Genomic DNA, 14,436 nt, shown 5'->3' on the forward strand with positions numbered 1-14,436 from the left:
CCTCACGCGGCAATGCCGGCCATCATCAGGCCGAGGGTCTGTTCACCGGCATCGGGCGTCTTCTCGCCGACGACATGGCCGGCAAACATGACAAGGATACGGTCTGAAAGGGAACGGATTTCATCGAGTTCGACTGAGACGAGCAGGATTGCCTTGCCCGCATCGCGCATTTCGATGATCCGGCGGTGAATGAATTCGATGGCGCCGATATCGACGCCGCGGGTCGGCTGGCCGATGATCAGCATCTTCGGATCGCGCTCTATCTCGCGGGCGACGACGATCTTCTGCTGGTTGCCGCCGGAGAAATTCGCCGTCTTCAGCCGCGGGTTGGGCGGGCGGATGTCGTATTTTTCGATCTTCTCCATCGCATCCCTGCGGATCGCTTCGAGATCGAGCAGCGGGCCGCGGCTGTAGCCCGGCCGCCGGTGATAGCCGAGGACGGAATTTTCATATTCCTCGAATTTCAGCACCAGGCCCATGTGATGGCGGTCCTCGGGGATATGGGCGAGGCCGAGTTCGCGCAGACGGGCGGGATCGGCCTTGTCGATCGTCTGGCCGTCGAGAAGGATCTCGCCGGAGACAGGCTTGCGGATGCCGGCAATCGCCTCCAGCAATTCGGACTGGCCGTTGCCGGCGACACCGGCGATGCCGACGATCTCGCCGGCGCGCACCTCGAAGGAGACGTTGTCGACCATGGTGACGCCGCGATTGTCCTTGACCGTCAGGTTGCGCACGGAGAGCACGGCGGCCCCCGGATTGGCTTCACCCTTCTGCACGCGCAGCAGCACGCGGCGGCCGACCATCAGCTCGGCAAGCTCCTCCACCGTCGTTTCCGCCGTCTTGCGGGTGGCCACCATCTCGCCGCGGCGCATGACCGAGACCGTATCGGTGATCGCCATGATCTCGCGCAGCTTGTGGGTGATGAGGATGATCGTCTTGCCCTGGTCGCGCAGCACCTTGAGGATGCGGAAGAGGTGGTCGGCTTCCGCCGGCGTCAACACGCCTGTGGGCTCGTCGAGGATCAGGATCTCGGCGCCGCGATACATGGCTTTCAGGATTTCGACGCGCTGCTGCAGGCCGACCGGCAGCTCTTCGATCAGCGCGTCCGGATCGACCTCGAGACCATATTCCGTTTCCAGCCGCTTGAGCTCGGCGCGGGCCGACGCGACGCCTCTGGCGAGCAGCGAGCCGCCTTCGGCGCCGAGCATGACATTCTCGAGCACGGTGAAATTATCGACCAGCATGAAATGCTGGTGCACCATGCCGATGCCGGCAGCGATCGCCGCCTGGCTGTCGCGGATGGTGACCGGACTGCCGTTGACGCGGATTTCACCGCTGTCGGCATGATAAAAACCGTAGATGATCGACATCAGCGTCGATTTGCCGGCGCCGTTTTCGCCGATGATGCCGTGGATCGTCCCCTTGGCAACGGTAAGGTTGATGTCCTTGTTGGCATGGACGGCACCGAATTTCTTATCGATGCCGACAAGCTCGATAGCGGGCTTATCTGTCACGGCAGGCTCCAAATAAGAAAAGGGCGTATGGCGAAAATCCCCTCCGCCATACGCCCGATCTCAATCGTCGATTACATCAGGGCGCGGATCACTTCGGGCAAGCATTGTCCGAGGTATAATCGTGAACCTTGACGGTCCCCGCAATGATGTCGGCCTTGGCCTTATCGACAGCAGCCTGCATTTCCGGCGTGATCAGCGACTTGTTGTTGTCGTCGATCGCGGCACCCACGCCGTCTTCCTTGACGCCGAGCGCCTGGACGCCTGCTGTGAACTTGTCGTTCTTGGTGTCGCTATAGGCGTTGTAGACGGCGAGGTCGACGCGCTTGACCATCGAGGTCAGCACCGAACCCGGATGCAGATGGTTCTGATTGGAATCGACGCCGATCGACAGCTTCTTGTTGTCGGCGGCGGTCTGCAGAACGCCGAGACCGGTAGCGCCGGCTGCCGCGTAAATGACGTCGGCGCCCTGATCGATCTGGTTCTTGGTGAGCTCGCCGCCGCGAACCGGGTCATTCCAGGCTGCACCGGTGGTGCCGGTCATGTTCTGGAAAACTTCGACATTGGCCTTGGCAGCGCGCGCACCCTGCTCGTAACCGCATTCGAACTTGCGGATCAGCGGAATGTCCATGCCGCCGACGAAGCCGACCTTGCCGGTCTTCGATGCCATGCCGGCGAGAATGCCGACGAGGTAGGAGCCTTCTTCTTCCTTGTAGACCACCGAGCGGACGTTCGGCTTGTCGACGACGGAGTCGACGATGATGAACTTGGTATCCGGGAATTCAGCAGCGACCTTCTCGATCGCCGAAGTCCAGGCGAAGGAAACGGCAACCACGGGATTGAAACCGCGGCTTGCGAAGTTGCGGATGGCCTGTTCGCCCTGGGTGTCGCCGGTCGGCTCGAAGTCGCGATAGGCGATGCCGGTCTCGGCCTTGAATTTCTCGGCGCCGTTATAGGCCGCTTCGTTGAAAGACTTATCGAACTTCCCGCCGGTGCCGTAAACCAGCGCCGGCTTGACATCGGCGGCAAGCGCCGTCGTCGACATGGCAGCCACGGCAAGGAGAGTGAGAAGGGATTTTTTCATTGTGCAGCCCTGTTGTTGCTATTCGTTGGGGTCCTCCCGCAAGCCCTTTTCGGACATGTCTGCGGAACCACCGACCTCCCCCCGGAGGCCTGGCTGCGCGCATCCTTGCATGGCTCACGGAAAAATTCACCAGAAATTTTTCAGGCGGTAAAGATTTGCAGCGATTGCTGAAAATCCATTCCGCGGGGCTGATTTTTAGACATTTCCGCCGCCGGAATGCAAAATTTCCCGCCAATCCGGCAGCCACGTCAGGGTCACGGAAAGATCCGCGGCGATCGGATCCCGCCGACCATGGCGGCAAGGTCGGCTTGCCTATGCGGTGAACCGACCGGCCACCGGCGGCTTCTTGTAGCCGATCATCCAGAGAAGCAGCGCGATCACCAGGAAGACCGCAAAGGCCGGCTGGAGCATCAGCCATTGGAAGATGAAGGTGTAGAAGCGCGGGTGGATATAATAGGAAAGTAAGGATTGCAGCGACGTCAGGCTTGCCGGGCTGACATCCTGCCAGGCATCGGAGATCGGCGTCATCACCACGGAGGACGCCGCAACCGACTGGATCGAATCGATGGTCCCGGCAATAACGGCCGCCGCAAGCGCGACAAGGCTGGCCAGACGCAACAGGAAACGCATCAATTCCTCCGACGCTTCGATATGCCGGACAATTCCGGCGAACCCGCGCCATTCTCCACCTTGAGAATTACATAGTCGCCGATGAGATGAAGCACAATGGACGGGCGGAGGCGAGTTTTATCTGAAGAAGTCAAAAAACTGTTAGATTTCGGTTGATCGACAAAAATTCATCGGTATATATCGCCCCGTTCCGACGATTTGCTCCTATCCAGGCGCGAACGCCCAAGAAGGACAGGTGGCCGAGTGGTTTAAGGCGCACGCCTGGAACGCGTGTGTACGTGAAAGCGTACCGTGGGTTCGAATCCCACCTTGTCCGCCATATTCGTTAAATCGCCGCTCCTTTCCTTCGCAGGGCCGCGCCAGCCTTCGTAACAATCCATTGCGTGTGGTGTGGCAGCAGCTCAACGCCGCGTCGGCCCGAAGATCGGATGCTTCGCACCGACGCGAGATTCAGAGTGTTACAGCGTCCTTTGCGCGCCCAAAAAAAGACGTGCGGCACTGTCAGTCCTATTCGAAAATTTCCGAGACGCTCGTCGCTGCGATGGCATTCCCTTGACGTCCTCCGATTGGCCGCGGAGCCCCGGAACTCAGCAGTTTGCGAGCCAGGACGATCGAAACATAGCACAGGCCGAATGTCGACGCCGACTGGCAAATCATCAGTATCGCCAAAGCGATGAGGTTCAGTTTTCCGTCCGAGAAGATGCTATCGGCTTCGTATGACATCGATGCTGCTGCCGTCATCAATATCAAAGCACCGATGAAAGGAAGAACAAGCCCGGCAAACAGCCGCAAAAAGGTGGGAACGAAACCGCTTTTCCCCCGGCTGAAGGCAGCTGAAAGCCCGCTCTCGAAGCCCGCAATTCCGGCAATAGGCCAGGTTCCGACAAGGGCAAGGAGCAACGGAAGGATGATTGAGATCACCGCAAGACATAGGAGTAGAAATTCGTTCTTTGATAGGGAAGCGGCGCCGAATGCGACTGGGGCACCAATCCCGATTCCAATGACGACCAGCATGATAAGCAAGTTCTTCCAGATGTAGCCACCAAACCCACGCTTGCCGGTCAGGTTTGAAACTTTCCCGTCGCCATTTAATATTGCATTCTGAACGAAGAATCCAAAAGACAAAGCAACGAAAAATTGCGCCGAATTACTTTTGTTTCCACCGCTGTAATCATCAAAAGCGACCAGCGCGCAATTGGCTGCAACAACAACACACACAAACGACAGATTACGTCTTACAAAGGAAATCGCTTCACCTAACATTGCACCCCTGCCATCCCTCATCTCTGGATGGAAGATATCGTCATTAAAAATATGGCGCTGTCAAACGTCGATCGTTCTTTTCAGATAGTGCCTGTACCGCTCTCCCGCAGAAGCCAGCAATCCGTAGTGTCGAGGTGTGGCGACGGTACCGTTTGACGTCCCGATAACATTGGCAAGATTCCTGATTTTTTACCAAGCTGCTTCACCGCGTCTTTGCACGTTTGGGTTTACCGTCTGCCAAATTAAAAAACGGAGATTAAACAGGTGGAAGAACTTTCGGTGAAGTCGAAGATCATCAAATCCGTCTATTTCAGCCAGGAAGACGGACGGCTGAGGATTTGTTTCAAGAATGGCGAGGAGCGCCTGTTCGGCGGTGTTCCCTCCTCGGAAGCCCATGCGATGACGGCAGCGCCGTCTCCCGGCCACTATTACCTCGACCGGATCAGAACCCGGTTTCGCAGACTGGCCGCCTGACCAGCCGAAGGATGCCGCGCAGCGCAGAACTGCGCGGGATCGGAACAGGTCCGGTGGATATTAACCGGCGGTCAACCATCGATAACATCTTGGTTGGATCGTACCGGCCGGAACGCGGCAACGTGTCGGTGCTGCCAGCCTGTTCAAGGTCGGCCAGCCCGGGAGGCTTGGCGGCGGACCCCAGCCAGGAAGCCGAGCCTCCCCGTCACAAGATGCGTGTGGCGCATGATGCACCGCCTGAGCGGTCCTCCGGCGCCATGAGGCTTCTTGTTTGACCGGTATCGGCCGGTTCCAATTCCGCTCACCCTGAATTAGCGCAATGGGGCTAATCCTGTGAAAAACCCGAATTATCGAATCCGGACTCGACAACGCTTTATTAGCATGATTGCATAAATCCTATCGGATAGGACCCGGGGGGTGACGATGTTCGAGACTCTGCTTGAGATGCAGGAGCGTGGTGTACGGGACCGTGCGCGCGGCCGCAGCCTGGACGACAATCCGATGTCGAAACCGGATATCCTGCCGATCACCGACTTCCAGGAATGGTACTCGATGTTCGACGCCTGGCGATTCGGCTGGTCGATCGAGGATGCGATGGCAGGGCATGGCAATGCGCCACGGGATGGCGGCGCCTTGTCGCAGAGCTACACCAGAACGGTCTGATCGATCCTGTCTTCGGCGCCGAAGAATTTCAGGTAGCGTTCGACCTCCGACGGTTCGCCGGTCGCCTTCTGCGGATTGTCGGAAAGTTTTACCGCTGGACGGCCATTAGCGTCGCTGACCTTGCAGACGACGGAGATCGGATTGAGGCCGGAGATTTCTGTCGGCGCGCAGCCGGCAAAATCGTTGGTCAGATTGGTGCCCCAGCCGAAGCTCATGCGCACGCGGCCTTCGAAATGCCGGTAGGTATCGATGATGGCGTCGACATCGAGACCGTCGGAGAAGATCAAGAGCTTCTGGCGCGGGTCGCGGCCCATCTTCTTCCACCAGTCGATGATCTTCTCGCCGCCTTCGATCGGCGGCGCGCTGTCCGGGCGGAAGCCTGTCCAGTCGGCGACCCATTCCGGCGCGTCGCGCAGGAAGGCAGCGGTGCCGAAGGCATCCGGCAGGACGATCAGAAGATTGCCGCCATAAAGCTTGTTCCAGTCGCGCAGGATCTTGTAGGGCGCATTGCGCAGCTGCTCGTCGGTTTGCGCGAGGGCGGCAGCCACCATCGGCAGTTCGTGGGCATTGGTGCCGACGGCCTCGAGATCGGAATCCATCGCCAGCAATACGTTACTGGTGCCGGTAAAGGCCGGGCCGATGCCTTCCTTCAGCGCCTCGACGCACCAGCGCTGCCAGAGGAAACTGTGGCGGCGGCGGGTGCCGAAATCGGAGATGCGCAGGCCGGGCAGTTCCTTCAGCCGTTCGACCTTAGACCACATCTTCGCCTTGGCGCGGGCATAGAGCACGTCGAGGGTGAAGGGACCGAGCGCCTTCATCGCCGAGCGCGACCGCAACTCGTTGACGATGGCGAGCGCCGGGATCTCCCACATGGTGGTTTCTTTCCAGGACCCGTGGAAATCCAGAACATATTGCCCATCCTTCTTCGACAGCTCGTATTCGGGAAGCTGGAAGTTGGAAAGCCAGGCGAGGAATTCCGGCTCGAAGATCTGGGCACGGCCGTAGAAGCTGTTACCCGCCAGCCAGATCATCTCCTTCTTGGAGAGTTTCAGCGTGCGGGCATGGTCGAGCTGTTCGCGCAATTCGCCTTCGTCGATCTCATCGGCGAGGCGCACACGCTTGGTGCGGTTGATGAGAGTGAAGGACGCGTTCACGTCGGGATAGAGCTTCCAGATCATCTGCAGCATCAGCAGCTTATAGAAATCGGTATCGATCAGGCTGCGGACGATCGGATCGAGTTTCCAAGCGTGATTGTAGACACGTCTCGCGATATCGGTCTTGGCCATGAAATCCCTGCCCCTGTCCACTCCGGTCAGGTGCTGCCGAGTTCCCGAGTGCTGCCAAGTGCGGGGCCGGCGCACGAAACCGGCTCGTGCGCCTTCTTATCGAAAAATCGGCAGAGAAAGTCCAGACAAATCAATAAACGTCCCGCCGCGATACGGCGGCGGGAGACGCGAGATCATCTGTCGGACGCTCATTGCGCCGGCGCGGCAGGTTGGGCCGGCGTTGCAGGCGTAGCGCCTGGGGCGGCCGGAGCCGTGTTCTCAGTCTCGGTCGGAACCGCAGTGCCGTTCTGCAGCGTTGGCGCAGGTGCCGTAGCGGGCTGCTGCGACTGCAGCTGCTGGCCGGGCTGCTGCGGCGCCACCTCGTTTGCTTCGCGCTTGCCCCAGATCTCGACCGGGATCCAGACCACGAAAGCCAGTACGAGCGCGGCAAGCAGTACCAGCAGGATGCGATAACCCGTGCGCCCCTGCCTTGCCTTCACCGGCGGGATCTGCTCTTCCCGATGAAGCTTGCCGTCGGACTTTTCCCAGCGTGTTTCCGTCTGATGCGCCATCATCGTCTCCTTCCGCTGTCGTGACCGGTATGGATATCCGGCCGGCGAAGAATCTCAGCAGAGGAAACGGGTGGGGGTCTGGAAGGTTCCGGGAGGAGCTTAATAGCCGACGGCGCGGTCGACGACGAATTGCAGCGGTTCGCCGCGTTCGAAACGGGCGATCTGCGCCTCGACGTGACGGAACAGGGCGTTTTCTTCGGAGACCGCCGCGTCATGCGGCGTGATGAAGACATTCTCCAACGCCCATAACGGGTTGTCGGGACCAAGCGGCTCCACCTCGAAGACATCGAGGGAAGCGCCGCCGAGTGTACCGTCGCGGACGGCGGAAACGATATCGGCTTCGACCTGGCTCTTGCCGCGGCCGGCATTGATGAAGACCGGGCCTCCCAGCGCGCCGTTGCTGCGGAGCTTTTTGAATAGCCCGCTATCATAGAAGCCTGTCGTCTCAGGCGTCAGCGGCAACAGGCCGACGAGGATGTCGGTCTTTCTGAGGAACCCATCCAACTCACCGGCATCGAAGGTTTCGACGCCGGCGATCTCTTTGCGGGTACGCGACCAGCCGATGACGTTAAAACCCATAACCTTCAGCTTGGCGACCGCATCCAGCCCGAGAATGCCGAGGCCCATGACGCCGACCGTCACCTCCGCCGCCTCAGGCGCGATCAGCTTGGCCCATTGGCGCTGCCGCTGGTGGCTGTCATGGGCGGATTGCCCGCGCAGATGCATCAGGCATTGCATGACCACCCATTCGCTCATGCGGGTCGTCAGGCTGCGGTCGACGAAGCGGACGATCGGGATCTCGGGCAGGCCGGCCATGCCGATGATATGGTCGACGCCGGCGCCGCCAGAGAAAATCACCTTGAGGTTCGGCGCCCGCGCGAAAAGGTCGGCGTCCGGCTTCCAGAGCAGCGCATATTCGGCCTCGCGCAGATCGCGCGACCGATCGGCCGGATCGGCGAGATTGACGCTGCCGCGATCGGCAAAGGCCGTCTTCAGCACCCGGGCGACGCCTTCGGGATTGAACTTGATATCGACGAGAATGGGAGGACGTGCGGACATGATCTCTTTACTGCTGGACGGCGGGCGTCGGCACCGCCTCGATGTTGAAGGCGGCGGCCATCAGCGCCCTGGTGTAATCATCCTTCGGCGCGCGGAAGATTTCAGACGACGGGCCCTGCTCCACCACTTTGCCGAAACGCATGACGATGACGTCGTTGGCAAGCGCCTTCACCACTTTCAGGTCGTGGCTGATGAAGAGATAGGCGAGATCGTGCTTCTGCTGCAGATCGCGCAAGAGATCGACCACCTGGGCCTGCACGCTCATATCGAGCGCCGAAGTCGGCTCGTCGAGCATGACGAAACGCGGCTTCAGCACCATGGCGCGGGCAATGGCGATGCGCTGGCGCTGGCCGCCGGAGAATTCGTGCGGATAACGCCAGCGGGTCAAGGGATCGAGGCCGACTTCCTCCAGCGCCCAGCAGACGCGCTGATCGCGTTCCTCCGCCGTCAGGGATCGCTCGTGCACCTTCAGCCCTTCGGCGATGATATCGCCGACCGACATGCGCGGGCTGAGCGAGCCGTAAGGATCCTGGAAGACGATCTGCAGCTGGTTGCGCAACGGCCGCATTTCATTGAATGAATAGCCGGCTATGTCCTTGCCGACAAAGGCGATCCGCCCTTGCGAGGAAATCAGCCGGGTGAGCGCCAGGCCGAGCGTGGTCTTGCCGGAACCGGATTCGCCGACGACGCCGAGCGTCTGGCCGGCGCGCAGCGAAAGGTCGATGCCGTCGACCGCCTTGACGTGATCGACGACGCGGCGCATCAGCCCCGCCTTGATCGGGAACCAGACGCGGATGTCCGAGCCTTCCATCACCACCGGCTTCGAGGAATCGGCGAGCGGCGGCTCGCCGCGCGGTTCGGAGGCGAGGAGATGGCGGGTGTATTCGTGTTTCGGATTGGCGAAGACCTCCTCGACCGTTCCGGTCTCGACGATCCTGCCCTTGGTCATGACGCAGACGCGATCGGCGAATTTGCGGACAATGCCGAGATCATGGGTGATGAACAGCATCGACATGCCGTGTACGGCCTTCAGCTGCCGCAGCAATTCGAGGATCTGCGCCTGTACGGTGACATCGAGCGCGGTGGTCGGCTCGTCGGCAATCAGCAGTTCCGGCCGGTTGGCAAGCGCCATGGCGATCATGACGCGCTGGCGCTGGCCGCCCGACAGTTCGTGCGGATAGGCCTTCAACCGCTTTTCCGGCTCGCGGATGCCGACCTGGTTCAACAATTCCAGCACGCGCTCCCGCGCCGCCTGACCGCTGAGACCCTGGTGCAGCGCCAGGATCTCGGCGATCTGCTTCTCGATCGAATGAAGCGGATTGAGCGAGGTCATCGGCTCCTGGAAAATCATGGTGATGTCGTTGCCGCGGACCTCCCGCAGTGTCCGCTCCGACGCCTTCAGAAGGTCCGTGCCCTTGAAGATGATCTCGCCGGAGGGATGGCTTGCCGAGGGATAAGGCAGGAGCCGCAGGATCGAATTGGCCGAGACCGACTTGCCGGAGCCGGATTCGCCGACAAGCGCCACGACCTCGCCCTTGGCGATATCGAAGGAGATGCGATCGACGGCGAGCGACGTCTCACCGCCCTGGTGGAAGGCAACCGAGAGATCGCGGACGGAAAGGAGCGGTTCTGTCATGTCACTCATTGAAACGTCTTCCTCGGATCGAAGGCATCGCGCACGGCTTCGCCGATGAAGATCAGCAGGGATAGCATGATCGACATGGCAAAGAAGGCCGTCAGCCCGAGCCAGGGCGCCTGCAGGTTGGATTTGCCCTGGGCGATCATCTCGCCGAGCGAGGGGGAGCCCGGCGGCATGCCGAAGCCGAGGAAATCGAGCGAGGTCAGCGTCGTGATCGAGCCGGAGAGGATGAAGGGCAGGAAGGTCAGCGTCGCCACCATGGCGTTCGGCAGCAGGTGGCGCCACATGATGGTGCGGTTGTTGACGCCGAGAGCGCGGGCGGCGCGGACATATTCGAAATTGCGGGCGCGCAGGAATTCGGCGCGCACCACGCCGACGAAGCCGACCCAGGAAAAGAGCAGCATGATGCCGAGCAGCACGAAGAAGCCGGGCGGCAGAATGGCGGCGATGATCAGCAGGATGTAAAGCACCGGCATCGACGACCAGATCTCGATGAAGCGCTGCAGAAGCAGATCGGTCCAGCCGCCGAAATAACCCTGCACGGCCCCGGCCGTCACGCCGATGATCGCCGAGCAGATGGTCAGCGCCAGGCCGAAGAGCACCGATATGCGGAAGCCGTAGATGACGCGCGCCAGCACGTCGCGGGCCTGGTCGTCGGTACCGAGCCAGTTCAGATTGCCGAAGGTGCAGCCGGGATCGTTCACGCCTTGCGGATAACCGGAGCAGCGCTCCTCCTTGCTCATCAGCCAGAAGGGAGCGGTCGGCGCCGAATGCGGAATGTTCGAGTTGACCGAGCGGTAGGAGTAACGGATCGGCGGCCAGATCATCCAGCCATTGGCATTGATCTCGTCCGATATCACCGAGGAGCGATAGTCGGTTTCGGCAAGGAAGCCGCCGAACTTCTCCTCGGGGTAATTGATCAGCACGGGAAAGAGGATTTCGCCCTTGTAGGAAGCAATGATCGGCCGGTCGTTGGCGAGGAGTTCGGCAAACAGGCTGAGCACGAACAGCAGCAGGAACAGCCACAAGGACCAGTAACCACGGCCGTTTGCGCGGAAATTCTTCCAGCGGCGGATGTTGGTCGGCGACAGCAGCCCCTTGCGTGGCGGCTTGACGGGGGTTGCGACGGCAGGCTTTGCGGCGGCGTCCATCAGACATCCCTCCGCTCGAAATCGATGCGCGGATCGATCCAGGTGTAGATGAGGTCGGAGATCAGGCTGACGGCGAGGCCGAGCAGCGAGAAGATGTAGAGGGTCGCGAAGACGATCGGGTAATCCCGGTTGACCACCGACAGGTAACCGAGGCGGCCGAGGCCATCCAGCGAGAAAATGTTCTCGATCAGCAGCGAGCCGGTGAAGAAAGCGGAGATGAAGGCGCCGGGAAAACCGGCGATGATGATCAGCATGGCGTTGCGGAAGACATGGCCGTAGAGCACCTGCCGCTCATTCAGGCCCTTGGCCCGGGCGGTAACGACATATTGCTTCTTGATCTCCTCGATGAAGGAATTCTTGGTCAGAAGCGTCGTGGTGGCGAAGGCGGCGAGCGACAGCGAGATCAGCGGCAAGGTGAGGTGCCAGAAATAGTCGAGCGGCTTCTGCCACCAGGCCAGCTGATCGAAATTGTCGGAGATGAGGCCGCGCAGCGGAAACCAGTCGTAGAAGGAGCCGCCTGCGAATAGCACGATCAAGAGAATGCCGAAAAGGAAGCTCGGCACGGCGTAACCGATGACGATGACGCCCGACGTCCAGACATCGAAGGTCGATCCATCCTTCACCGCCTTGCGGATGCCGAGCGGGATGGAGATGGCATAGGAGAAGATCAGGATCCAGATGCCGAGCGAGATCGACACCGGCAGCTTTTCCTTGACGAGGTCGAGCACCGTGGTGTTGCGGAAGAAGCTCTCGCCGAAATCGAAGCGGATGTAGTTCCACATCATTTCGCCGAACCGCGTCAGCGGCGGCTTGTCGAAGCCGAATTGCTTTTCGAGCTTGGCGATCAGCTCCGGATCGAGCCCCTGGGCGCCGCGATATTTGGAGCCTTCGTCCCCTCCTCCATCACCGAGCAGATCGCCGCCACCGGACAGGCGCTGGTCGGCACTGTCGGCCTGACCGGTCAATTGGGCGATGACCTGCTCGACGGGGCCGCCGGGGGCGAATTGAATGACAGTGAAGGAAATCGCCATGATGCCGATAATGGTCGGGATCATCAGAAGCAGTCGGCGAATGATATAAGCACCCATCAGCCTTCAGCCTCCGGACATGGTCTTCTTGCCTGCCTGCCGTCCAGTTCAATGCCGCTCAATCCGTCAGCCTTCCCTTGCCGGCCTCGCCGGCTTGTCGTGATTCGCTTGTGCCATTTGGAGCCGAGGCCCCCTGCAATGCAAGCCCGCTCATTTCGCCGAGGTCGACCACCAGGCATCGAGGAAACCAAGGCTGTATGCCGGAAACTCGGCCGGATGGGTGACGCTGTTCCAATAGGCGACGTTATAGGTATCGCGATAGAACAGCGGGATGACGTAGTGGTTTGCCAGCAATACCCGGTCCATCGCCTTGATCGCCGCGACCTGTTCATTGCGGTTCGGCGCGAAGATGATCATGCGGATAAGCTCGTCGACGGCCGGGTTGGCAATACCGGCATAGTTGCGAGAGCCCTGCTGGTTGACCGAACCGGAGCCCCAATAGTCGGCCTGTTCGTTGCCCGGATTCATGGTTTCCGCCCAGACATTCCAGATCATATCATAGTCGAAGCTGCGTTCGCGGTTGACAGCTTGCGAGGCATCGACTGTGCGGACCCGCGCATCGATGCCGATTTTCTTGAGATTGCTGGCATAAGGCACCGCCCAGCGCTCCAGCATCGGGCTCGACAACAGGATCTCAAAACTCATCGGCTGGCCGGTTTTGCTGTTGACCATGCGGTTGCCCTTCAGCTCCCAGCCGGCTTCTTTCAGGAGCGCGATCGCCTTGCGGAGATTGTCGCGGCTCTTCTGCGGATCGCCGCCGACGGGATTGGTATAAGGCGAGGTGAATATTTCTGCCGGCACCTTGTCCTTCATGCCCTGCAGAATTTCCAGTTCTCTGCCCTGCGGCAGGCCGGAAGAGGCAAGCTCGGTGTTCCAGAAATAGCTGTCGATGCGTTTGTAGCTGTTGAAAGCAACGGTGCGGTTCAACTCCTCGAAATCGAACCCGTAGTTCAAGGCCTCGCGAACCTTGATGTCCTTGAAGAGGTCACGCCGCATGTTGGGCACAAGAGCCTGCATGATGCCGGTGGCGCGCAGCGGGTTTGTAACTTCTTCTCTCTTGATGCGTCCTTCCTTCACCGCGGGAAAATCATATCCCGTCGCCCAGCGGGCAGCGGTGGTTTCCTGCCAATAGTCGCTGTTGCCGGCGCGAAAGGCTTCGAACTCGACATCCCGATCACCGAAATAAGTATAGATGACGTTGCGGAAATTGTTCTGGCCGACATTCACATTGAGGTCCTTGCCCCAATAGTCGTCACGCAGTTCATAACGGATCGTGGCGCCGGGCGAGAAGGACGCGATCTTGTACGGTCCGGATCCCATCACGGGCTCCAGCGTCGTCTTGGTAATGTCGCGCGGTTTGCCGTCCGGTCCCGGGGCTTCCCACCAATGTTTGGGGACGACCATCAGCTGGCCGAGAATATTCGGCAGTTCACGATTGTTCTTTTCGTCGAAGGTAAAGGTGACGTCACGCTCGCCGGTTTTTTCCGCTTTGACGACATGCTGATAATAATTGCCGGCAAGCGGATTCAGGTCCTTGGTCTTATCAAGGCTGAAGATGACGTCCTCGGGCGTCACCGCCTGACCATCGGCCCATTTCGCTTCCTTCCGCAGCCGAAAGGTCGCGCTCGATACGTCATCGGGAACGGAGAGCCCTTCGGCAAGCAGGCCGTAAGATACGAGAAGTTCGTCATCGGCCGGCTTCAGCAACGTGTCGTAAACAAGCGACAGGCCTACGGCTGTCTGGCCCTTTGCAAGCAGAGGATTGAAAGTGTCGAAAGCACCGCTTGCGGAAAGACGGAGATTTCCAATTTTCGGAGCATCGGGATTGACGTAGTCGAAATGTGCAAAGCCCGGCTTGTACTTCATCTGGCTGACGACCGAACTTCCGATCTGAAACGGCTGATCCTCAGCCGTTGCCGTCAACGGCGCCAGAGCCCCCGCAAGCGTCAGAAACAAACCGATCTTCGACCACAAAGCCGCCATTCACGCTTTCCCCTCATTATTGGTGGGTTCGACAATACGAAAAATGCAGGCGAA

Annotated in this window: 13 protein-coding genes and 1 tRNA gene; 3 read left to right on the forward strand and 11 right to left on the reverse strand. The window is 60.0% G+C overall.

All coding sequences use genetic code 11. The annotated features are described in order from the left end of the window. Window positions 1-2: 2 nt before the first annotated feature. From GGD57_RS09150 to GGD57_RS09160, 3 genes are all read right to left on the reverse strand, one after another. Entirely contained in the window at window positions 3-1,514 is a 1,512-nt protein-coding gene (locus GGD57_RS09150; protein WP_184468910.1) for an ATP-binding cassette domain-containing protein, read from the reverse strand. Window positions 1,515-1,602: 88 nt separating this feature from the next. Then, window positions 1,603-2,595: a BMP family lipoprotein gene (locus tag GGD57_RS09155; protein ID WP_184468912.1), complete on the reverse strand. Its 993-nt coding sequence runs from the start codon at window positions 2,593-2,595 to the stop codon at window positions 1,603-1,605. A gap of 312 nt (window positions 2,596-2,907) precedes the next feature. Continuing rightward, entirely contained in the window at window positions 2,908-3,225 is a 318-nt protein-coding gene (locus GGD57_RS09160; RefSeq protein WP_184468915.1) for a hypothetical protein, read from the reverse strand. 229 nt (window positions 3,226-3,454) lie between these two features. On the opposite strand from GGD57_RS09160, the gene GGD57_RS09165 reads away from it, so the two are divergent. After that, window positions 3,455-3,544 (forward strand) — tRNA-Ser (locus GGD57_RS09165). 188 nt (window positions 3,545-3,732) lie between these two features. Here GGD57_RS09165 and GGD57_RS09170 read toward each other — a convergent pair. After that, the gene (locus GGD57_RS09170) at window positions 3,733-4,488 is read right to left on the reverse strand and encodes a hypothetical protein (protein ID WP_184468917.1); all 756 of its coding nucleotides are present in this window, start codon (window positions 4,486-4,488) and stop codon (window positions 3,733-3,735) included. 264 nt (window positions 4,489-4,752) lie between these two features. Between GGD57_RS09170 and GGD57_RS09175 the strand changes: the two genes are divergently transcribed. Further along, window positions 4,753-4,962 carry a KTSC domain-containing protein gene (locus GGD57_RS09175; RefSeq protein ID WP_184468919.1) on the forward strand — a complete coding sequence of 70 codons (210 nt, stop codon included), beginning with the start codon at window positions 4,753-4,755 and terminating at the stop codon, window positions 4,960-4,962. Between the two features lie 423 nt (window positions 4,963-5,385). Continuing rightward, complete coding sequence (locus GGD57_RS09180; RefSeq protein ID WP_184468921.1) at window positions 5,386-5,625, forward strand: CrpP-related protein; 240 nt, start codon at window positions 5,386-5,388, stop codon at window positions 5,623-5,625. Here GGD57_RS09180 and pncB read toward each other — a convergent pair. The 7 genes from pncB to GGD57_RS09215 all read right to left on the reverse strand — a co-directional run bounded on the left by pncB (window position 5,607) and on the right by GGD57_RS09215 (window position 14,382). Further along, a complete protein-coding gene (gene pncB / locus GGD57_RS09185; protein WP_184468924.1) occupies window positions 5,607-6,911 on the reverse strand; it encodes a nicotinate phosphoribosyltransferase in 1,305 nt (434 codons plus the stop codon). The two genes, GGD57_RS09180 and pncB, sit on opposite strands and share 19 nt — an antisense overlap. A gap of 188 nt (window positions 6,912-7,099) precedes the next feature. Beyond that, complete coding sequence (locus GGD57_RS09190; protein ID WP_184468926.1) at window positions 7,100-7,465, reverse strand: hypothetical protein; 366 nt, start codon at window positions 7,463-7,465, stop codon at window positions 7,100-7,102. A gap of 96 nt (window positions 7,466-7,561) precedes the next feature. Next, window positions 7,562-8,521, reverse strand: a complete 960-nt coding sequence (locus tag GGD57_RS09195; protein ID WP_184468928.1) for a 2-hydroxyacid dehydrogenase — start codon at window positions 8,519-8,521, stop codon at window positions 7,562-7,564. 7 nt (window positions 8,522-8,528) lie between these two features. After that, the gene (locus tag GGD57_RS09200) at window positions 8,529-10,166 is read right to left on the reverse strand and encodes an ABC transporter ATP-binding protein (RefSeq protein ID WP_184468930.1); all 1,638 of its coding nucleotides are present in this window, start codon (window positions 10,164-10,166) and stop codon (window positions 8,529-8,531) included. Further along, window positions 10,163-11,311 carry an ABC transporter permease gene (locus GGD57_RS09205; RefSeq protein WP_184468932.1) on the reverse strand — a complete coding sequence of 383 codons (1,149 nt, stop codon included), beginning with the start codon at window positions 11,309-11,311 and terminating at the stop codon, window positions 10,163-10,165. The genes GGD57_RS09200 and GGD57_RS09205 overlap by 4 nt, the downstream gene beginning before the upstream one ends. Then, on the reverse strand, window positions 11,311-12,399 hold the full coding sequence (locus tag GGD57_RS09210; protein ID WP_184468934.1) for a microcin C ABC transporter permease YejB: 1,089 nt from the start codon (window positions 12,397-12,399) through the stop codon (window positions 11,311-11,313). Before GGD57_RS09210 ends, GGD57_RS09205 begins: the two co-directional genes overlap by 1 nt. 150 nt (window positions 12,400-12,549) lie before the next feature. Next, on the reverse strand, window positions 12,550-14,382 hold the full coding sequence (locus GGD57_RS09215) for an extracellular solute-binding protein (RefSeq protein ID WP_184468936.1): 1,833 nt from the start codon (window positions 14,380-14,382) through the stop codon (window positions 12,550-12,552). Window positions 14,383-14,436: the final 54 nt, after the last annotated feature.

Source organism: Rhizobium esperanzae (genome assembly GCF_014197615.1).
In the GTDB taxonomy this organism is placed as follows: Bacteria; Pseudomonadota; Alphaproteobacteria; order Rhizobiales; family Rhizobiaceae; genus Rhizobium; species Rhizobium esperanzae_A.